Genomic DNA, 20,500 nt, shown 5'->3' on the forward strand with positions numbered 1-20,500 from the left:
CCCGCAGGTCCGACATGACAGCGATCGATCAACAGGGGGCGGCATCCGGCCGCCCCGGCGGCTCCTTCGGAGATCGCCTTTCCATGCGCACGAAACGGCTTTTGTGGATCTGGAGCTTTCTGGCGATCCCGATCCTGTTTTACAGCGTCATTCGTTTTTACCCGACGCTGCAGGCCTTCTGGCTGTCCTTCACCAACTGGGATTTGCTGCGACCGGCGAAGTTCATCGGCATCGCCAATTATGTGAAGCTGTTCAAGGACCCGCAATTCTGGAAAGTCTTCAGGAACACCTTCACCTATCTCATCATCGGCACGCCGATCAGCCTCGTGCTGGCTTTCGTCATCGCCTTTTATCTCGACCGGGTACGCATCCTGCACGGCTTCATCCGCGCGCTCTATTTTCTGCCCTATCTGACAACGGCGGCCGCGATGGCCTGGGTCTGGCGCTGGTTTTATCAGCCGCCGCCCATCGGCATCATCAACGACGTGCTTGGGCTTCTCGGCATTCCGCAGCAGCCTTTCATCCGCTCCACCGATCAGGCGCTTTATTCGATCATGATAACCGCCATCTGGGCGGGCCTCGGTTTCCAGATCATCATCTTCATGGCCGGCCTGCGCGCCATTCCGACGACATTCTATGAGGCCGCGCGCATAGACGGCCTCGGCGAATGGGCGATCCTGCGCAAGATCACGCTGCCGCTTTTGAAACCAACCACCGTTTTCCTTGTCGTCTTTTCCTCCATCGGCTTCCTGCGCATTTTCGACCAGGTCTACAACATGACCACCAATGATCCGGGCGGACCGCTCGGCTCCACCAAGCCGCTGGTGCTGATGATCTACCAGACCGCGTTCAATTCCTATGCGATGGGTTATGCCGCCGCGCAGACGGTCGTTCTTTTCACCATTCTTCTCGTCGTATCGCTGATCCAGCTCTGGGTCCTGAGGGAAAAGAAATGAGCGAAGCGCCGCCACTCTCCCACAACCGCATCCGCCCCGGCCGCATCATCGCCTGGACAATATTGTTCATCGGCGGCCTGATCATGGTCTCGCCGCTGCTCTTCATGTTCTCGACATCGTTCAAGACGGCTGACCAGGTCTATGACCTCAGGCTCATTCCGGCTGCACCGACGCTCGCAAACTACATCACCGTCATGGCAGACGGCCGTTTCCTGCGCTGGTTCTTCAACTCGATGCTGGTTGCGGTCATCGTTACCGTGTCCAACTGCTTCTTTGACAGTCTGGTTGGTTATACGCTGGCGAAATTCGAGTTCCGCGGTCGATACTTCATCTTCCTCGCAATCCTCTCGACGCTGATGATACCGACAGAAATGCTGGTCATTCCCTGGTATCTGATGTCCAGCCAGCTGGGCTGGCTCGACAGCTACTGGGGCATCATGTTCCCCGGCATGATGACGGCTTTCGGCACTTTCCTGATGAAACAGTTCTTCGAGACGGTTCCGAACGACTTCATCGAGGCCGCGCGCGTCGACGGGCTCAACGAATTCCAGATCTGGTGGAAAGTCGCCCTGCCGCTCGTCACGCCGGCGCTTTCGGCGCTCGCGATCTTCACCTTCCTCGGCAACTGGACGGCCTTCTTCTGGCCGCTGATCGTCACGACAAGCAAGGAACTTTACACTCTGCCGGTCGGGCTCTCGAGCTTTGCGGTGGAGCAGCAGATCCAGTGGGAAATGATCATGACGGGCGCAGCCATTGCGACCATCCCTACCCTCATCGTCTTCATCGTCCTGCAACGCTACATCGTTCGCGGTGTGATGCTGGCGGGTCTGAAAGGATAATATCATGGCCGATATGAACCCGCGCCAGTCGGATACCAGCAAGTTTCCCGATCCGGTCTACAAGGAAACCGTTCTGCGCCCGCTTTTCGACGGCGCCAAGAACCACCATGTGGACGGTTTCCGCCGCATCGACCGCGCCCATCTGGTCATGCTTCGGGAAACCGGCATTCTCGATGCGGACACGGCGGCGAAGATCGCCGGCGCGCTGGAAGACATCGACAGAACCATCGAGCCATCGGAGCTGGTCTATACCGGCGAGGTCGAGGATTTCTTCTTCCTGATCGAAAAGGAACTGAAAGCCCGCATCGGCGTCGATGTCGCCGGCCGCCTGCACACGGCCCGTTCGCGTAACGATATCGACCACACGCTGTTCAAGATCGGCCTCAAGGACAAGATCGATACGCTCACCGCCAAGGCGCGCGTGCTGCTGAAAGCCCTGATCGATGCCGCCGAGCGTAATCAGTCCACGCTGATTGTGGCCTATACGCATGGACAGCCCGCCCAGCCCACCACCTTCGGCCATTATCTCTCTGCCGCCATTGAAGTGCTGATCCGGGATATTGACCGCTTCGCGGAGGCTCGCCGTATCGTCGATCTTTCGCCGATGGGGGCTGCCGCCATCACCACCTCGGGTTTCCCGATTGATCGCGCGCGTGTCGCCGAGCTTCTTGGTTTTGCCGCACCCTTGCGCAATTCCTATTCCTGCATCGCCGCGGTCGATTATACGACGGCAACCTATGGCGCGATCGAACTGATGTTCCTGCATCTCGGCCGGCTCATTCAGGATTTCCAGTTCTGGACGAGCTTCGAAGTCGGCCAGATCTACGTGCCGAATTCGCTGGTGCAGATTTCCTCCATCATGCCGCAAAAGCGAAATCCGGTCCCTATCGAACATCTGCGCCACCTCGCCAGCCAGACATTCGGCCGGGCGCGGATCGTGCTGGATGTGATGCACAACACGCCCTTCACCGACATGAACGACAGCGAGGGTGAAACTCAGGGCATTGGTTACGAGGCCTTCACATCCGCCGGCCGGGTGCTCGATCTCCTCGCCAGCCTCGTCGGCAAGATCAGCATCGATCCGGAAAGGGTCGAGCAGAATATTCGTCGTTCCTGCATCACCATCACGGAACTGGCGGATTCGCTCGTCCGTATCGAAGACCTGTCATTCCGGCAGGCGCATGAGATTGCGGCAACCGTCGCCAGAAGCGTCGTCGCGCTGAAGGGCGATCTGCCGAATGACGGTTACCAGCCTTTCCTCAAGGCGTTCGAGGAACTGGCGGGCCGCAAAACCGGCATCGATGAGGAGAAGTTCAGGCAGATCGTTTCGCCGGAGCACTTCGTCGCCGTTCGCAGCCGCTTTGGCGGCCCTGCCCCCGAACCGATGCGGGAGGCCATCGCAGCCTATCGCGGCAAGCTCGATGCGCTTGAGGCCGAAGCACAACGATCCGCCGATTACGAAGCGACGAAAGCTGCCGAGCTGGCAGAAAAATTTACCGCCCTGACGGGAGCGCGATAATGGCGACAATCGAACTCAATCAACTGGTAAAGCGCTACGGCAAGGTGGAGGCGGTCAAGGGCATCGACCTTGCCATTGAAGACGGCGAATTCGTGGTTTTCGTCGGCCCCTCCGGCTGCGGTAAATCCACCACGCTGCGCATGATCGCCGGGTTGGAGGAGATTTCCGACGGCACTCTGAAAATCGCCGGAAACGTCGTCAACGAGAAAGAACCGAAACAGCGCAACATCGCCATGGTCTTCCAGAACTATGCGATCTACCCGCATATGACGGTTCGCCAGAATATCGGCTTCGGGCTTTACACCGCAAAGCTCGACAAGGCGGAAAAGAACCGGCGCATCGAAGAGGCCGGGCGGGTGCTGGGGCTGGAGGCATTGCTCGACCGTCGGCCCGCGGCCCTGTCGGGCGGCCAGCGGCAGCGTGTCGCCATCGGCCGCGCCATGGTGCGCGATCCCGCAGCCTTTCTTTTCGACGAGCCGCTCTCCAATCTCGACGCGCAGCTGAGATCGCAGATGCGCATTGAAATCAAGCGCTTGCACCAGCGTCTTAAGACAACGACCGTATACGTGACCCACGATCAGGTGGAGGCCATGACCATGGCGGACCGTATCGTGGTGATGAAGGACGGCCATATCCTGCAGGTCGGCACGCCGACGGAACTTTATGAGACGCCGGTGGATGTCTTTACCGCGCGTTTCATCGGCAGCCCCTCAATGAACCTGTTGCGCGGCGCCAGAACGACGAACAGCGTCGCTCCGTCGACCACGGGCGAGCTGCTGATCGGCATTCGCCCCCATGATCTGCTTGTTGGAGAAGCCGATGCCACCCCGAGCGCCTTCTCGCTTGAGGGAACGGTAACGGCGGTGGAGCCGCTCGGCCCGGAAACGCTGGTGCATCTGGATACGGCGACCACCTCCGTAATCGCAACGGCAAGGGGTAAATCCATTCCCGCCGTCGGCAGCCAGCTGCAATGCCGGGCGGAAACGGGCGCGCTTTACCTTTTCGACGCCAAAACGGAAAAGCTTCTGGGCCGCGCATGATGACAACAGAAAAATCAGCCGTCATCAGCATCGGCCGGATCTATTGCGACCTTATTTTCACCGGGCTTGACGAATTGCCGGTGCTCGGCCGGGAGCTGTTTGCCAGCGACATGGAAATCGCCGCCGGTGGCGGAGCTTTCATTGCCGCCGCCCATTTCGCCCATATCGGCCGCCCGGCGGCGCTGCTGGCAAGGCTCGGCACCGACACCTTCTCATGCGCCATCGGCGAAAAAATGCAGCAGAGCGGTGTGGACCTGCAATTTCTGGAACATTCGGCGGATGCGGGGCCGCAGGTCACGGTTGCGACGGTGGTTGGTCATGACCGTGCATTCCTGACACGCCGCGCCGGCGCCGCCCGGCCATCGACCCTCGAGGTCGCTTTCGCCTGGGAAAAGGCCCGCCATCTGCACATCGCCGAATTCGCCACGCTGCACGAAATCCCCGATCTCATCTCCCGCGCCAAGGATAATGGACTGTCCGTCTCCCTCGATCCGAGCTGGGATGCCTCGCTGATCTACGACAAGGGCCTGCTCAGGGCCTGCGCCGGCGTCGACGTGTTTTTGCCCAACCTCGAAGAAGCCGAAGCGATCACGGGCCATGCGAACCCTGAAGCCGCTCTCACCGCTTTGTCCGGAGCCTTTCCCGTCGTGGCCCTGAAGGGCGGCGCGCAGGGCGCCTGGGTCTCCTCGCGAGCGGGTTTCCATCACGCGGCGGCGAAAAAAGTCCCGGTGGTCGATACGACCGGTGCGGGCGATGCCTTCAATGCCGGCTTCATCGATGCATGGCTGCGGCGAGAGGACGAGAAGCTCTGCCTTGAGGCCGGTGTTGCAGCGGGAAGCCTTGCCGTGCAGGCGGCAGGCGGTGCTCCCAAGGTGCGCACGCCCGCCTGATCCGCCCCACCCGCTTCACTCCCCGCGCGGATACCGCTGGTTTTCCTCCAGCACGTTGAGGTCCATGTGGTTGCGCATATAGCGCTCGGAGGCCTTCTGCAAAGGCTGGTAATCCCAAGGGTAATAGGCGCCGTTGCGCAACGCCTTGTAGACCACCCAGCGCCGTGCCTGGCTTTCCCGCACCGCCGCGTCGAAAACCGGGAGCTGCCAGCGCCGGTCGATTTCAGCAGAAAGCGATGAAAGAACGGCGCTGAAAGCAGGATCGCCGGCAAGGTTCATCCGCTCCTCAGGGTCCGCCTCGATATCATAGAGCAACGGCGGATCGGCCTCGCAGACCGACAGCTTGTAGCGGCCGTCGCGAAGGGCGACGAGCGGTGCTATCGAGCCTTCGGCGGCATATTCCATCGGCACCGGGCCGCGCCCGCCGGTCCCGTGAGCCAGCGCCGCCAGATCCTCGCCATCCGTCCAGCGTTTGAGCGAGGTGATATCGAGCCCTGCTAATCCGCACAGCGTCGGTGTGACATCCAGCGTCGAAACCGGCGTGTCGATCAAAGCCGGCTGCCAGCCCGGCGCGGTGATCATCAGCGGCACGCGGGCGGAACCCTCGAAGAAACACATCTTGAACCACAGGCCGCGCTCGCCCAGCATGTCGCCATGGTCGGACAGGAAGAGGATGACGGTGTCCTCCTCCATCCGCGTCGCCTTCAGCACGTCGAGGATTTCGCCGATCTTCTCGTCGATATAGGAGATATTGGCAAAATAACCGCGCCGTGCACGGCGTATCTGCTCGCTTGTTATCTCGAACGCCTCATGATCGCAGGCTTCCAGCAACCGTTTCGAATGCGGGTCCTGCTCTTCGAAGGCAATCGCCGGTGTCTGCGGATCGAGCGCCGGGCAATCCTCGTAGAGGTCCCAGAATTTGCGCCGCGCCACATAGGGGTCGTGCGGGTGGGTGAAGCTCACCGTCAGGCACCACGGGCGATCATCGAGCCGGCGCGACAGGTCGTAGAGCTTGCGGGTGGCGTGATAGGCCACCTCGTCGTCATATTCCATCTGGTTGGTGATTTCCGCGACACCTGCGCCAGTCACCGAACCGAGATTGTGATACCACCAGTCGATGCGCTCACCCGGCTTGGTATAATCAGGCGTCCAGCCGAAATCCGCCGGATAGATATCCGTCGTCAGGCGCTCCTCGAAGCCATGCAGCTGGTCCGGGCCGACGAAATGCATCTTTCCTGAAAGGCCGGTGTAATAACCCGCCGCCCGCAGGTGGTGCGCATAGGTCGGGATATCGGAAGCAAATTCGGCGGCATTGTCGTAAACCCGCGTGCGGCTCGGCAATTGCCCGGACATGAAGGAGGCGCGGGCCGGTGCGCAGAGCGGGCTTGCCGTATAGGTGTTGGCGAAGCGGACAGACCGCTCCGCCAAGGCTTTCAGATGGGGTGCGTGGAAGAAATCGGCCGGGCCATCGGGAAAAAACGTCCCGTTAAACTGGTCGGCCATCAGGATCAGAATATTGGGACGCGGCATTTCCACTTTCCGGTTTAGAGACCAAGCTTGCCTTTGACGGCGTCCTCACCCGACTTGCCGTCCAGCGTGGTAACGCCCTGCAGCCAGCCATCCAGCGCCTGCGGATTGGCCTTCAGCCATGCCGCTGCCGCCGCCCTGGAATCCTCGCCACCAAGAATGGAGCCCATCAGGGTATTTTCCATGCCGATATCGAATTTCAGATTCTTGAACAGCGTCGCCGCATTCGGGCATTGCTGCGGCCAGCCGGTACGGGCGAGCGTGTAGACTTCCGCGCCGCCGAAATTCGGGCCGAAATAGGCGTCGCCGCCGGAGAGATAGGCGATATCGATCTTCTCGTTCATCGGATGCGGCGCCCAGGCGAGGAAGACCACGGCCTTCTTGTCCCTGCCCGCCCGTTCCACCTGCGCCAGCATGGCCTGCTCACCGGATTCGACGAGCTGCCAGCCTTTCAGGCCGAAATCATCGGCGTCGATGATCTTCTGGATATTCTGGTTGGCCGGTGCGCCCGGCTCGATACCGTAAATCTTGCTTTCGAACTCATCGGCATGTTTGGCCAGATCGGCAAAATCCTTGACGCCCTTTTCCGCCATATAGGCCGGCACTGCCAGCGTGAACTTTGCACCCTCGAGGTTCTTCGTCATCACCTCGGCCGCCTTGGCGGCATTCAGATCGTCCACGAAGGATTTTTGCGCCGGCATCCAGTTGCCGAGGAAAACGTCGATTTCGCCATTCTTCATCGCCTGATAGCCAATCGGCACCGACAGCGTCTTGACGTCAGCCTCATAACCCAAGGCATCGAGCAGCACGGAGGCAACGCCGTTGGTCGCGGTGATGTCGGTCCAGCCCGGATCGCTGAGGCGGATGGTCTTGCAGGCCGCGTCATCGGCCGCCTGAAGCGGGGTGGAGAAGGCCGCCACGGACAGAATGAGACCGGCGGCGATGCGATGCAGATGAGAAATGGTTTTCATTGCGGCTCCCCTTTTATCAATCCAGTTTATTGAACACCACGTTGCTTTTGCCTGTGAAGCGGGTATTTTTCGATAGTTGATATAAGGAATTTTAATGTCAGACCGGCCGCTCGATCTGGGATGGATGCGCATTTTCACCGAGGTTGCCCGCCGCGGCAGCCTGACGGCGGCGGCGGCATCCCTGCGTCTGACCCAGCCGGCCGTCAGCTATCAAATCCGCAGGCTGGAGGACGAACTGGGCGTAATCCTCATCCGGCGCAAACATCGCGGCATCGAACTCACGGCCGAAGGCCAACGGCTATTCGAGATCGTCTCGCGCAATGTCGATGCCATCGATCTTTTGGCGCAGCAGCTTCGCCGGACGGAGGAACGACAGACCATCCGTCTGCACACGGACTATGCCTTCTCCTCCTTGTGGCTCATCCCGCGCATGCATGGTTTTCGCGCGCTCAATCCGGATATCAATATTCAGATCGTCGCCACGCAGGACCCGCTCGGCCAGGGCAAACACGATAGCGACGTGATGATCATTTTCGGCACGCGGCAGGAAGCGGGCGAAGGGGCCGTGCTGCTGCTTTCGGAAAAGGTCACGCCGGTCTGCTCGCCTGCCCTGCTGGCCGAGACACCGGCACCCGCAACCGTTGCGGATTTTTCACGGCGGAAGCTCATCCACCTCGAAAACACGTCACAGGCGCACTGGTTCGACTGGCCTTCTTATTTCAAGCATTTCGGCGTGCAGAGAACGGCCGACCATGATGGCGGCGACATCAGCTTCAACAATTACACCATGGTGGTGCAGGCAACCATCGGCGAGCAGGGTTTCGCGCTCGGCTGGGCCGGGCTGGTCGATCCGTTGCTGGACGCCGGCGTGCTGGTAACGGCCGGCCCAAGCCTCGATGCGCCGGGACGCGGCTACTGGCTGATGCGGCCGAAAAGCAGCGACAGTGCGGTGAGAAAACTCACCGGCTGGCTGATCGACGAGCGGCGATAACGCCGCCCGCCAGCCTGTACCGTTTGCGGTTCAGATGGGGTAATGCAGCGGTCCATCCTGCAGCGTGACCCAGCGCAGCTCGGTGAATTCCGCAATGCCCGCCGTACCGCCGAAGCGGCCGTAACCGGAGGCCTTTACCCCACCGAAGGGCATCTGCGCTTCATCGTGAACGGTTGGGCCGTTGATGTGGCATATGCCGCTTTCAATGCGCGCCGCAATCGAAAGCGCCCTTGCCTGATCCCTGCCGAAAATCGCGGCGGAGAGGCCGAACTCGGTTTCGTTTGCGATGCTCACCGCCTCATCAATGCTGCCGGCCCTGATGATGGAGACGACCGGACCGAAACTTTCCTCCGCATAGAGCCGCATGGCGGGGGTGACGCCATCGACGGCGATCGCATCGAGCATCGTGCCATTGCCGCCGCCACCGGCGACTTGCCGTGCGCCCTTGGAGACGGCGTCATCCACCAGCGCCCGAATGCGCGATGTCGCTTCGGCGCTGACCAGCGAGCCGAGCGGTGTTTTGCCCTCACGCGGATCGCCGGCCGTGAGGCTCGAAGCTTTTTTGGCGAAGGCCTCCACAAATGCATCCGCGACGCTGTCGAGCACGATGATGCGCTCCGTCGACATGCAGATCTGGCCCTGATTCATATAGGCGCCGAAAGCAGCAGCCGCGACAGCCGCATCGATATCGGCATCGTCGAGCACGATGAAAGGCGCCTTGCCGCCAAGCTCCAGCAGAGCGGGTTTCAGGTAACGGCCGGCCGTTTCGGCAATCACGCGGCCAACGCGGGTCGAGCCGGTGAAATTCACGCGTCTGACGGCGGGGTGTGCGATCAGCGTATCGACGATCTTTGCCGCATCTTCCGGCGCATTGGAGACGGCGTTGAGCACGCCCTTCGGCAGACCGGCGGAGACAACGGCTTCGATGATCAGCGCATGGGTGCGCGGGCAAAGTTCCGAGGTCTTCATCACCACCGTATTGCCGCAGGCGAGCGGCGTGGCGATGGAGCGCACGCCGAGAATGACCGGCGCATTCCACGGCGCGATGGACAGGACGACGCCCGCCGGCTGGCGCAATGCCATCGCCATGGTTCCCGGACGGTTGGAGGGGATGATCTCGCCCTTGATCTGGGTGGTCAGGCTTGCCGCCTCCACCAGCATGTCGCTCGCCAGTTTGACGTTGAACCCGGCCCAGGCATCGGTTGCGCCAATTTCTTCCTTCATCGCCTGGGTAATGTCAGGCCCGGCGGCGAGAAGCGCCTGCGCGGCAGCCAGGAGCAGGCGACGGCGTTCACCGGGCGGCGTTGCCGACCAGACCGGGAAAGCGGCGGCCGCGGCATCGGCCGCACGGGTGGCGTCCTCCACCGTTGCCGCCGCAGCACTCGTCGCCACGTCGCCGGTGATGGGGTTGCTGCGCTCGAAGCGCTTGCCGCTTGCGGCCGGGCAATGATCGCCGCCGATGAAAAGATTGACTGTCTGCATGGTCTTCCTCCTGAATTCAGACAATGGCGGCGGTGGTGCCGCCAAGAAACGCCCGTTGCACGGCGGGATCGGCGGACAGGGCCTCAGCCGTGCCTGCCCCGACAATCCGTCCTGCTTCCAGCAAATAACCGCGATCGGCAAGCGCAAGGCTTTCGCGCACATTCTGCTCCACGAGCAGAATGGAAAGGCCGCTCTTTTTGATCTCCGCCAGGGCGGCAAAAAGTTCCTGCGTAACGATCGGCGCAAGGCCAAGGCTCGGCTCGTCCAGCAGCAGATAATCCGGTGCCGACATCAAAGCCCGCCCGATGGCGACCATCTGCTGTTCGCCGCCGGACATGGTGCCGGCAAGCTGCTGCCGCCGCTCCGCAAGGCGCGGAAACAGCGAGAAAATATGCTCTCTTGTCACCTTTTCCGCTGAACGGGCATGGCGGGGATTGGCCCCGAGACGGAGATTGTCCTCCACCGTCAGCGCCGCGAAAATTCCGCGCCCTTCCGGCACCAGCGCGACGCCCCGCTCCACGATCTGATGGGCGGGGACAGCGGCAAGCGACGAACCGTTGACGCGCACGTCTCCGGAGGCCGGAGCCACCATGCCGCCGACCGCTTTCAGCAGTGATGACTTGCCAGCGCCATTGGCACCGAGCAGCACCACCGTTTCGCCCTTGGCGACATTGAGCGATATGCCGTCAACCGCGAGATGTTTGCCGTAGCGGATTGTCAGTGCGTCTATTTCAAGCATGTGCCGCTCCCAGATAGGCGGAAATGACCTGCGGATCGTCAAGCACCACGGCCGTCGGCCCATCGGCGATCTTGCGACCAGCCGCCATGACCACGGAGCGCGGGCAGAGCGCCCGCACAGCGGCCATGATATGTTCCACCAGCAGGATCGTCGTACCCTCGGAAGCCAGCCGCCGGATCAACGCTATTCCTTCCTGCAGCTCCGTCGGGTTGAGGCCTGCAAGCCATTCGTCGAGAAGCAGAAGCTTCGGTTCGCCCGCCAGCGCACGCGCCAGTTCAAGCCGTTTCTGGTCGATATAGGTGAGATCGCCGGCCGGCATGGTTTCCCGCCCGGCAAGGCCTATTCTTTCGAGGCAGGCCCGCGCGACCTTCTCCGCCTCGAGACGGGACAGGCGTTGCGGCCCGAACATGGCCGATACGGCAACGTTTTCAAGCAGGGAAAGCGACGGCAGAAGCCGCACGAGCTGGAAGGTGCGCGCCACGCCGGCGCGCGCAATCATATCCGGCCGCCGGCCGGCAATCTCCTGCCCTTTGAGCCGGATCGACCCTTCGGTGGGCTTCAGCGCCCCGGAGATCAGGTTCATCAGCGTCGTCTTGCCGGAACCGTTCGGTCCGAGCAGCCCGACAACCTCGCCGGCCTCGATTGTGAGGCCAAGACCATCCACCGCTTTCAGCCCGCCAAAGGTCTTGCGGATATTGGTGATTTCGAGAACGGCGCTCATGCGGCTTTTTCCTTTTTGCGCAGCTTCTCAAGCGCCGCCAGCACGCCATCCGGCAGCACGAAGACGATGAGGATGAAGAGAGCACCAAGAATGATGGAAAAATGGTTGGGGAAGTTGGCACCCAGCCATTCGAACAGCAGGAACAGCGGCACCGCACCGAGAATGGGTCCCCAGCGGCGTGTGGCTCCGCCAAGCAGGGCCATGATGACGGTGAGGAACGAGACCTGCGGATTAAAGACGATGGCCGGCTCGATATAGACCCAGCGCGGGGCCTGAATGGCGCCGACAAGCGTGATGAGCGTGGCCGACAGCACGAAGAGCGTCAGCTTGGTGCGGGCGAGATTAATGCCCGCATGGGCAGCTACCACCTCGTCGTCGCCGATTGCCTTTAGCGCCAGTCCGAACTTGCTGCGGTCGATCAGGATCGCCAGCAGAAGGGTGATGACAGCCAGCGCCAGCAATTGCCAAAGCACATGCTGCGGCTCCAGCGGCAGGAAGATATAACGCCCGAGCGTGCCGGTCACATTCACCTCATACCAGGTGATGAGCTGGCGGATGAGTTCGGCAAGACCGAAGGAAAAGATCACGAAATAAATGCCCGCGACGCGCAGCGTGGAAAGCCCGACGACCAGCGCCAGCGCCGCGCCGACAAGGGCCGCGCACAGGAGCACCAGCGGCCATGGCAAAACTTCGCTCAGCACCGCGACCGTATAGGCCCCGACACCGAAGAAGGCGACGGTGGCGAGCGAAATGTAACGCGTCGGGCCGGAGAACATCGCCCAGGCAGAGGCGAGCGTCGCATAACCCAGCAGGCCGATGATGACGCCGACGCCATAGGCATCGAAGAAGAAAGGGGAAAGCGCCAGCAGCGCGGCTGCGGCAAGGCCGATGAGAAGCGGGATCATTTGCCCCTCCTTGCGAAGATGCCTTCCGGACGCCAGAGCAGCACCACGAGGAACAGCAGATATGTGGCGGCAAGCGTGAGGCCGGGATCGACATAAACAAGCACGAAGGTTTCCACGAGGCCGAGCAGCAGGCCGGCCACCAGCGCGCCGAGCAGATTGCCGACACCGCCCATGATGACGACGACAAGCGCCTTCATGGTGAAGACCACGCCATAGGAGGCGGAAAAGGTCTGGTACATCGAGATCATCACCCCGCCGGCCACGGCGAGTGCGCCGCCGAGAGCAAAGCCAATCGAGGCCACGCGGTTCACATCGATGCCGACCAGCGGCGCGGATTTGGGCGCAAGCGCCACCGCCCGCAGGTTGAGACCCCAGCGGCTGTGGGTGAGCGCGAGATAGAGCCCGCCGCCGATCGCAACCGACAGGATGAACGACAAAAGCCGGTTCAGCGCTACCGTCGTGCCGAAGATGTCGACGCCATCGGAGAGATAGGAATAGGAATGGTAGTTGCCGCCGAATGCCACGAGCATGATGCCCTGGATAACGAAGAGCAGCCCGAAGGTCGCCAGAATGGAATCGACTTCCAGACGGCCGGAGCCGCCCGAACGGCGCACCAGCGGCCGCATCATGACCCGGTAGATCACGAAAGACAGGGCGTAACCGAGCGGCACGATGATGAACAGCGACAGGAGCGGCGAAAGGCCATAGGCGGAAAACAGCACGAAAGTGATGAAGGCAGCCGCAATCAGCACTTCGCCATAGGCAAGGTTCATGATGCGGGCGATGCCATATTGCAGCGAAAGTCCAAGCGCGATCAGCGCATAGGTCCCTCCCAGCATCAAGCCGAAGATGAGGGTGGATAAAAACAAGGGAATGTCTCCAGTATGGAACATGGCCGAAGCCTTCCGGCCGGGGTTTACTGCCCCGGCCGGCAAAGGTTCACCATTGCGGCTTCGGAACGACCGGCTTGGCCGCACCTGCACGGTCCGCGGGCGCAATCGCCACAAAACGGTCACCCTGCCATTGCCCGGCCCACCAGAGTTGGCGAAGCTGGTTGTCTTCAAGCTTGACCGGGCCGATGACGGTCTCGAAGCTTCCCGTAGAAAGTTCACTTGCCACTGCCGCCTTGTCGAGGCCGACGCGCTGGATGGACTGGGCCAGCATTTCGAGGCTCGCATAGGTGATGGCGCTTGCCCAGCTGTCCGGTTTGGTGCCGATGAAGGCTTCGTGGCGCTTGAAATAATCCTCGATCTTGTCGCTGCTGCCATCGACACCGCCGATGCTGATCACGCCTTCCTGCTTGCCATCGGAGACCTTGGGGAAGATAGGGAAGGCACCGCCGACGCCGACATAAAGCACCTTCGGGTTGAACTTCGCCGTCTGCGCCTGTTTCGTCACCGCAAAACTGTCGGGCGGATAGGAAAAGGCGATGAAGCTGTCCGCACCGCTCGCCGCCGCCTCGTTGACCAGCGCGGCGAAATCGGAAGTGCCGACCGGATAGGTCTTGTCGTAGGCAAGTGTGAAACCCGCTTCCTCCAACGCCGGCCGCGCGGCCTTGATGAGATCGATGCCGAAACCGTCAGCCACGGAAATCACCGCGACCTTGTCGTTGATCTGGCCGGCGTCGCGTGCAGCCTTCAAAACGTCGGCGAGCGCATTGGCATAGTCATGGCCACCGCCGAGCATCCAGAAACTCTTTTTCCAGCGCGCCGCGAAATCGGGTGCCTTGTCGGTCACACCGGTCACCGCAAGCTGCGGATAACCGAAACGGTCGTAAAGCGGCGCAACGGCCAGATTGAAGCCTGTGCCCCAGGGCGGCAGAATGAAATCGACCTTGTCCTGGCTCGCCAGACGCTCGGTGAACCGCACCGCATCCTCGGCCGAGGAGCGGTCGTCATACTCGACCACTTCCACCGGCAGGCGCTTGCCATCCGGCAGGGTCAGGCCACCGGCGTCGTTGACCTCTTTCACCCATAATTTGTAGTTCGGAATGGTGGTGATGCCAGCACCCGTGGCATTGGCGCCGCTTTTTGAAACGGCATAACCGATCTTCACCGAGGTACGGTCCTGCGCATTGGCGTGACCGAAAGATACCGCCGACAAGGCAGCACCGGAGAGCAGGCAGAACAGCGTTCTGCGCTTCAGACTATTCATGATGTTCCTCCCAAAGCGCCTTATCGGGGTTGCCGTTCTCCTCAAGGCTTCCCCTGCGCTGATCAAAGTTTAGCAATGACAGCCGCATATAAAATGCACTAGTGTAGCGCATTATTGTACTTTCGGAGGACGAATGCCGCTGCATAGCCAGATTGCCGGCAATCGCGTGGAGATCACGGCGCGCACTCTCGCCTCGACGCTGCGCATCTCCGAATTCCGGCTGGAATCGGACAGCGCCCATCTGCTTCTCCTGTCCGCCGGGGAAGCGGAAATCATACAGGGTGAAAAGACGCTGCCCATCCCGGCACCGGGGCTCGTCTGGTTGCCCATCGGCCCTGCCGGTCGCCTGCGGCTGAATGCCGGAAGCCGTGGATCGCTGCTGAGGACGAGCGAAATCGGGCTTGCCCATGCGATGCCCACCGGCACGAGCGCAAGCGCCGTGCGCAATATATTACAGCGAGTTCTGACGCAGGCGCCGGCAGAGAAGGACCGGCAGGAGCTGGCGGGTTATCTGGAGACCATCGCCAGCGAAAATGTCCGCGCGACAACCGGTTCGGACACGATCATCGCCAGCCTGCTCTCCGTCACCCTCATTCGCATCTGCCAGCACGCCATCGCCGATATTGCCGCAGCCGTCTCCACCCCCGGCAGCCTCACCGAGCGCTTTGTGCTGCTGGTCAGCCAGCACAAACGCGATCAATGGGGCGTGGAAGACTATGCGAGGCAACTCGGCGTCAACCGCGAACGCCTTGGATTTGCGGTGCGCAAGGCGACGGGGCTTTCACCGCAGGCCTATATTCACCGGGAACTGCTGTCCGAAGCGCGCGACCTTCTTCTGAACTCATCGCTGCAAGTTGCTGAAATCGCGTTTCGATTGGGGTTTCAGGACCCCGGCTATTTCAATCGCTTCTTCACCCGCAACGAGGGCACGTCTCCCGGCCGTTTCAGGAGAACGGCAACGCGAATGCAGAACGTGCCGCCGCCGTCTTATGCGGCCTGGCCGTGACCTGACAGGCGGCTGAGAATTAGGCCGCTTCCAGTTCCTTGATATTGGCAAGGTCTGCTTCCAGCCTCGCAGCAGCCGCCTTAATGTCAAAGGCATTCTGCAAGTTCAGCCAATATTCCGGTGTGGTCTTGAAAAACTTTGCAAGGCGCAAGGCGGTGTCGGCGGTGATACCGAGTTTCTCTCCCGCAATCCGTTCTATGCGGGTGCGCGGAATATTGAGGTGCCTTGCAAGAGCGTAAGCCGACATCCCCAGCGGCTCCAGATAGAGTTCCCGCAGGATTTCGCCCGGATGGATCGGAGGCGATTTACTGATTGTCATGCTCGCTGGCCCTCCTTGGCCGATTTTTCATGAGCCTCTCCACGAGAATGCCAGACTAGTGATAGTCGGTTATTTCCACGCTTTCCGGCCCTGCTTCCGTCCAGACGAAGCAGATGCGCCATTGCTTGTTGATCCGGATCGAATATTGGCCCTCACGGTCGCCGGACAGCTTTTCCAAACGGTTGCCGGGCGGTGACCGAAGGTCTTCTACCGTGGTCGCCGCATCCAGGATCGTGAGCAGCTGCTGGGCGCGGCGTACCAGATCGGCGGGAAAGCCCTTCTTCACAGATCCGTCGTCAATCGATGCGGTCAGCTTGTTTTTGAAAGAACGGATCATTGCTGGCCTCGTGATGCTGGTATCATAAACAGATACGCACAGAAGTCAACAGAACCGTATCTTAAAGAGATACGCCTACTACCACCCCCGCCACCGTCCGGTGCCGCCCTATCGGCAGCATCATCGGCTTGCCAGAGGTCGGATCTTCGATAACCCGGCTTTCGATGCCGAAGACGTGGCGGACATTCTCCTCCGTCAATACGTCCTCCGGCGTGCCGAAGACATGCAGCTTCCCGTCCCTCATGGCCACGAGATGATCGGCATAACGGGCTGCGAGATTAAGATCGTGCAGCACCATGACGATGGTGGTCTCACGGGCATGGTTGAGGTCGGTCAGAAGATCCAGCACCTCGACCTGGTGGCTGATATCGAGGAAGGTGGTCGGTTCATCCAGCAGCAATATGTCTGTCTGCTGGGCGAGCGCCATGGCGATCCAGACGCGTTGCCGCTGACCGCCGGAAAGCTCGTCCACCGGCCGTTCGGCCAGTTCCACAGTGTCGGTGGCGACAAGGGCCGCAGCGACGGCCTCGTCGTCCTGCCGCGACCAGCGGGCGAACAGGCCGTGATGCGGGTGGCGGCCACGGCTGATCAGATCGGCAACCACGATGCCCTCCGGCGCTATCGGCGATTGCGGCAAAAGGCCCATGCGCCGCGCGAGGTCGCGTGAAGGAAGACGATGGATCGATTTTCCATCGAGCAGAACCTGACCGGCGCGCGGCGCAATGAGCCGCGACATGCAGCGCAGCAGGGTGGACTTGCCGCAGGCATTGGCGCCGACGATGACGGTGATCTTCCCGCGCGGAACGGTGAGATCCAGCCCGTCGATGATGAGGTTTTCGCCGTAGCCGGCCGACAGGCCGTTCACGGAAAGGGAGTGACCGGTCATAACGAGCCTCCGCTGCGGTTGACCCGCACGATAAGGTAAATCAGATAGGGCGCACCGAGCGCGCCGGTAACGACGCCGACCGGGTAACGGCCCGGCAACAGGAACTGACCGCAATAATCCCCCACCAGCACCAGCGCCGCGCCAACCAGCGCCGCAGGAAGGAGCAGCGAGCCGTTGCTGCCGACAATGCGCGCCGCAATCGGCCCGGAGAGGAAAGCGACAAACGCGATGGGACCCGAGACCGCCGTTGCAAAGGCGATCATGCCGACGGCAGCGATGATGACGATGATCCGGGTTCGCCCCACCCGCACGCCAAGCGCTGCGGCAGCGTCGTCACCCAGTCTCAGCGCTTCCAGATCACGCGCACGGCTGAGGAGCAGGCCGCCGAAAAGGATGAGGGCAATGAGGAGCGGCAGCAGTTGCGCGATTTTCGCGCCGTTGACGCTGCCGGTCAGCCAGCGCATCGCCTCCTGCAGCGTCCATGTCGGCGCGACGGAGAGGATATAGGCGATGAAGCTTTCCAGCATGGCTGAAACGCCAATGCCGACGAGGATCAGCCGCGTTCCGGCCACGCCGTTGCGGAAGGACAGGAGATAGACGAGAAGCGCGACGCCAAGACCGGCCACGACGGCGAAGACCGAAACCAGCGGCCCGTTCATCTGCAGGACGACGATGGCAAAAACGGCTGCCGCACTCGCCCCGGAACTGATGCCGATAATGTCAGGGCTGGCGAGCGGGTTGCGCAGCATGATCTGGAAGGCGACGCCGCCAAGCCCGAAGCTCAGGCCTGCCAGAATCGACAGCAGCGCGCGCGGCAGGCGCAACTGCCCGACGGTGAAGGTTACGCCGGCAATGTCCTCCCCCAGCAGAACGCGAATGACATCGCCGGGCGGCGTGAAAGATTGCCCGAGCATCAGCGTTGTCGTGAAGGCGGCAATCAGAAGCGCCGACAGGGCGGCGATGACAAGGCGACGCCGGCGCTGGCGGGCATGGCGATTGAAGACGAGATTTTCGATGATGGGAGCGTATATGGTCACAATTCGCGCACCCTCTGGCGTCTGACAATCCAGATGAAGAAAGGCGCGCCGACAAGGGCGGTGACGATGCCGACATCGAGTTCCGACGGCCGCGCCACGATGCGCCCGACAATATCGGCGGCAAGCAGCAGACACGCCCCGCCAAGCGCCGAGAACGGCAGCAGCCAGCGATTGTCCACACCGACGAGCAGACGGCAGAGATGCGGCACCACCAGCCCGACAAAACCGATCGGCCCGCAAATGGCGGTGGCTGCGCCGCAGAGCAAAATGGCGCCGAAGGAGGATACGGCTCGGGCGACGGCAACATTCTCGCCAAGCCCGGCGGCGAGTTCGTCTCCGAGCGCCAGAGAATTCAGCTTGCGCGCCGAAAGCAGGCTGACGATGAAACCGGCGGCCAGAAAGGGCAGCACGGTCTCGATGCGCTCGAAAGTCGCCCCGCCGACGCCGCCGATCTGCCAAGAGCGGATACCGCCGGCAATATCGCTGCGTGGCAGAACGACGGCGATGACGAGCGAGGAAAAGGCGACGGAGGTGGCGGCACCCGCAAGTGCGAGTTTGAGCGGTGTCGCCCCGCCTCGCCCGAGCGAGCCGACAACATAAACGAAAACCGCAGACGCCCCCGCCCCGGCAATTGCGACCATGATGAAGGCATGAGCCGAGGCGATGCCGAACCAGACGATGCCGATGACGACGGCGAGCGACGCCCCCATGTTCACACCGAGAATGCCGGGATCTGCAAGCGGATTGCGGGTGACACCCTGCATGATGGCACCGGCCAGCCCGAGTGCCGCCCCGGAAAGCAGGGCAAGCAGCGTGCGCGGCAAGCGTACGGCAACCGCCGCCTCTGCAACCGTCTCGACGCGGCCGCTGAGCCCGCCAACAATATCCGCAAAAGAGACGTCACGCGTGCCGATGGCGACGGACAGCGCACAAAGCAGCGAGAGAAGCGCCAGCACCGCACCGAGCCAAGCCGTTCGCACGCGGTTGGAGCGGCCGGCGAGCAGCACGGCCGTCGCTTTGCCGGGTCCAGACATTGTCACTGCGATTTCCCGGAGGATTTGTCGGCAGCCTTTGCCAGAAGATCGGCATAGTCCTTCAGCACCCACGAAATCGACAGCGGCGTGGGATTGGAGGCGGTGCCGAGCGGGTCGCGGCCCAGCATGACGATGGCATCGTTGGCAACGGCCGGCATGCGGGCGAGAAGCGGGTCGGCCCGCATGGCGTTCAGCAGCGGCTCACTGCCATAGGTCACGACGATATCGACATCGTCGAAGGCATCCACACGCTCGGCGCTGACGCCGGCGGCGAATTGCCTCGGCTTCGTGGCTTCCACGACGCTTTTTGGCGAGGCAAGTCCAAGATCGGCGAAGAACTTCACCCTGGTGTCATTGGCCGTATAGAAATTGACGACGCTGAGATTGGTGGCGTCGAGATGGGTGACGAACATGGCCGACTTGCCCTTCAGCTGCGGATGGCCGGCAACGACCTGCGCGATCTCGCCCTCGATGCGTTTGATGAGCGCCTCACCTTCCGCAACCATGCCAAGGCCGGCGCTGTTCAGCCGGATCATCTCGCGCCAGTCCGTCGCCCAGGGAGAAACGGGATAGGCGACGACAGGGGCGATCTGGCTCAGCGTATCGTAGTCGGACTGGCTGAGGCCTGAATAGGCGGCAAGGATGACATCCGGCTGCGTCGCCGCCACGGCCTCGAAATCGATGCCGTCACCCTCGTCGAACAGCACCGGCTTTGCCGCGTTGAGTTCGGTGAGCCGTTTTACCACCCATGGCAGCAGGCCATCGCCGTCATCATCGCCGAAATTGGCCGCGGCAAAACCGACAGGCACGATGCCGAGCGCCAGCGGCACCTCATGGTTGGCCCAGGCGACAGTCGCGACCCGCTGCGGTTTCTTCGCAATCGTGGTCGTGCCGAAAGCATGTTTGATGACGATGGGATAGCTGGTCGTCTCCTCCGCCGAGGCCATATTCGGCGCGATCATCGACAGGAAAAGCACAAATATCGGCATGAGGCAGCGGAACGGGCGAAGCATTGGCGAGCTCTCAAAAGTTCAAAAGTGGACTTGAACTCTCAGCTTCAATTGCCTCCGTCAAGCCCAGGCAAGAAATGCCGTCACAACAGCGGTGAAATTTCCGGGGTTTTGTACAAAACCGCAGAAAGTTACAA

At 61.7% G+C, this 20,500-nt stretch carries 21 protein-coding genes; 7 read left to right on the forward strand and 14 right to left on the reverse strand.

The annotated features are described in order from the left end of the window. The first annotated feature begins 14 nt into the window (after window positions 1-14). Genes ACQZ5N_RS11430 through ACQZ5N_RS11450 form a run of 5 tightly spaced genes read left to right on the forward strand, consistent with a single transcriptional unit; the run spans window position 15 to window position 5,244 of the window. Entirely contained in the window at window positions 15-956 is a 942-nt protein-coding gene (locus tag ACQZ5N_RS11430) for a carbohydrate ABC transporter permease (protein ID WP_003521738.1), read from the forward strand. After that, window positions 953-1,795: a carbohydrate ABC transporter permease gene (locus tag ACQZ5N_RS11435; protein ID WP_425644681.1), complete on the forward strand. Its 843-nt coding sequence runs from the start codon at window positions 953-955 to the stop codon at window positions 1,793-1,795. Before ACQZ5N_RS11430 ends, ACQZ5N_RS11435 begins: the two co-directional genes overlap by 4 nt. A 4-nt stretch (window positions 1,796-1,799) precedes the next feature. Continuing rightward, a complete protein-coding gene (gene argH / locus ACQZ5N_RS11440) occupies window positions 1,800-3,314 on the forward strand; it encodes an argininosuccinate lyase (protein WP_425644683.1) in 1,515 nt (504 codons plus the stop codon). After that, complete coding sequence (locus tag ACQZ5N_RS11445) at window positions 3,314-4,354, forward strand: ABC transporter ATP-binding protein (RefSeq protein ID WP_448732938.1); 1,041 nt, start codon at window positions 3,314-3,316, stop codon at window positions 4,352-4,354. The genes argH and ACQZ5N_RS11445 overlap by 1 nt, the downstream gene beginning before the upstream one ends. Then, window positions 4,351-5,244 carry a carbohydrate kinase family protein gene (locus tag ACQZ5N_RS11450; protein WP_448732939.1) on the forward strand — a complete coding sequence of 298 codons (894 nt, stop codon included), beginning with the start codon at window positions 4,351-4,353 and terminating at the stop codon, window positions 5,242-5,244. Before ACQZ5N_RS11445 ends, ACQZ5N_RS11450 begins: the two co-directional genes overlap by 4 nt. A gap of 15 nt (window positions 5,245-5,259) precedes the next feature. Here ACQZ5N_RS11450 and betC read toward each other — a convergent pair whose 3' ends face one another. Beyond that, window positions 5,260-6,774, reverse strand: a complete 1,515-nt coding sequence (gene betC, locus ACQZ5N_RS11455) for a choline-sulfatase (protein ID WP_448732940.1) — start codon at window positions 6,772-6,774, stop codon at window positions 5,260-5,262. A gap of 14 nt (window positions 6,775-6,788) precedes the next feature. Beyond that, on the reverse strand, window positions 6,789-7,742 hold the full coding sequence (gene choX, locus ACQZ5N_RS11460; RefSeq protein ID WP_448732941.1) for a choline ABC transporter substrate-binding protein: 954 nt from the start codon (window positions 7,740-7,742) through the stop codon (window positions 6,789-6,791). Between the two features lie 94 nt (window positions 7,743-7,836). Here choX and ACQZ5N_RS11465 point away from each other — a divergent pair, with 94 nt between their 5' ends. Further along, window positions 7,837-8,733 carry a choline sulfate utilization transcriptional regulator gene (locus tag ACQZ5N_RS11465; RefSeq protein ID WP_448732942.1) on the forward strand — a complete coding sequence of 299 codons (897 nt, stop codon included), beginning with the start codon at window positions 7,837-7,839 and terminating at the stop codon, window positions 8,731-8,733. 30 nt (window positions 8,734-8,763) lie between these two features. On the opposite strand, the gene ACQZ5N_RS11470 is transcribed toward ACQZ5N_RS11465, so the two are convergent. The 6 genes from ACQZ5N_RS11470 to ACQZ5N_RS11495 all read right to left on the reverse strand — a co-directional run bounded on the left by ACQZ5N_RS11470 (window position 8,764) and on the right by ACQZ5N_RS11495 (window position 14,734). Beyond that, window positions 8,764-10,215, reverse strand: coding sequence for an aldehyde dehydrogenase (locus ACQZ5N_RS11470; protein ID WP_448732943.1), 1,452 nt, complete (start codon window positions 10,213-10,215; stop codon window positions 8,764-8,766). Window positions 10,216-10,231: 16 nt separating this feature from the next. Continuing rightward, window positions 10,232-10,954, reverse strand: coding sequence for an ABC transporter ATP-binding protein (locus ACQZ5N_RS11475; RefSeq protein WP_448732944.1), 723 nt, complete (start codon window positions 10,952-10,954; stop codon window positions 10,232-10,234). Next, window positions 10,947-11,675, reverse strand: coding sequence for an ABC transporter ATP-binding protein (locus ACQZ5N_RS11480; protein ID WP_448732945.1), 729 nt, complete (start codon window positions 11,673-11,675; stop codon window positions 10,947-10,949). Before ACQZ5N_RS11480 ends, ACQZ5N_RS11475 begins: the two co-directional genes overlap by 8 nt. Next, the gene (locus tag ACQZ5N_RS11485) at window positions 11,672-12,580 is read right to left on the reverse strand and encodes a branched-chain amino acid ABC transporter permease (protein WP_448732946.1); all 909 of its coding nucleotides are present in this window, start codon (window positions 12,578-12,580) and stop codon (window positions 11,672-11,674) included. Before ACQZ5N_RS11485 ends, ACQZ5N_RS11480 begins: the two co-directional genes overlap by 4 nt. Next, window positions 12,577-13,449, reverse strand: coding sequence for a branched-chain amino acid ABC transporter permease (locus ACQZ5N_RS11490; RefSeq protein ID WP_448732947.1), 873 nt, complete (start codon window positions 13,447-13,449; stop codon window positions 12,577-12,579). The genes ACQZ5N_RS11485 and ACQZ5N_RS11490 overlap by 4 nt, the downstream gene beginning before the upstream one ends. 70 nt (window positions 13,450-13,519) lie before the next feature. Next, on the reverse strand, window positions 13,520-14,734 hold the full coding sequence (locus tag ACQZ5N_RS11495) for an amino acid ABC transporter substrate-binding protein (RefSeq protein ID WP_448732948.1): 1,215 nt from the start codon (window positions 14,732-14,734) through the stop codon (window positions 13,520-13,522). A 133-nt stretch (window positions 14,735-14,867) separates the two neighbouring features. Between ACQZ5N_RS11495 and ACQZ5N_RS11500 the strand changes: the two genes are divergently transcribed. Next, window positions 14,868-15,740 (forward strand): helix-turn-helix transcriptional regulator, encoded by an 873-nt coding sequence (locus ACQZ5N_RS11500; protein WP_448732949.1) that lies wholly within the window; start codon window positions 14,868-14,870, stop codon window positions 15,738-15,740. Between the two features lie 19 nt (window positions 15,741-15,759). On the opposite strand, the gene ACQZ5N_RS11505 is transcribed toward ACQZ5N_RS11500, so the two are convergent. The 6 genes from ACQZ5N_RS11505 to ACQZ5N_RS11530 form a co-directional block, all read right to left on the reverse strand. After that, the gene (locus ACQZ5N_RS11505) at window positions 15,760-16,059 is read right to left on the reverse strand and encodes a HigA family addiction module antitoxin (RefSeq protein ID WP_035264270.1); all 300 of its coding nucleotides are present in this window, start codon (window positions 16,057-16,059) and stop codon (window positions 15,760-15,762) included. A 55-nt stretch (window positions 16,060-16,114) separates the two neighbouring features. Then, window positions 16,115-16,396 (reverse strand): type II toxin-antitoxin system RelE/ParE family toxin, encoded by a 282-nt coding sequence (locus ACQZ5N_RS11510; protein WP_020009805.1) that lies wholly within the window; start codon window positions 16,394-16,396, stop codon window positions 16,115-16,117. A gap of 61 nt (window positions 16,397-16,457) precedes the next feature. Then, window positions 16,458-17,282: an ABC transporter ATP-binding protein gene (locus tag ACQZ5N_RS11515; RefSeq protein ID WP_448732950.1), complete on the reverse strand. Its 825-nt coding sequence runs from the start codon at window positions 17,280-17,282 to the stop codon at window positions 16,458-16,460. Continuing rightward, window positions 17,279-18,319, reverse strand: coding sequence for a FecCD family ABC transporter permease (locus ACQZ5N_RS11520; RefSeq protein ID WP_448732951.1), 1,041 nt, complete (start codon window positions 18,317-18,319; stop codon window positions 17,279-17,281). Before ACQZ5N_RS11520 ends, ACQZ5N_RS11515 begins: the two co-directional genes overlap by 4 nt. Then, entirely contained in the window at window positions 18,316-19,359 is a 1,044-nt protein-coding gene (locus ACQZ5N_RS11525; protein WP_448732952.1) for a FecCD family ABC transporter permease, read from the reverse strand. Before ACQZ5N_RS11525 ends, ACQZ5N_RS11520 begins: the two co-directional genes overlap by 4 nt. Further along, complete coding sequence (locus ACQZ5N_RS11530) at window positions 19,356-20,366, reverse strand: iron-siderophore ABC transporter substrate-binding protein (protein ID WP_448732953.1); 1,011 nt, start codon at window positions 20,364-20,366, stop codon at window positions 19,356-19,358. Before ACQZ5N_RS11530 ends, ACQZ5N_RS11525 begins: the two co-directional genes overlap by 4 nt. Window positions 20,367-20,500 lie beyond the last annotated feature (134 nt).

It is taken from the genome of Agrobacterium sp. 22-221-1, from assembly GCF_053522445.1.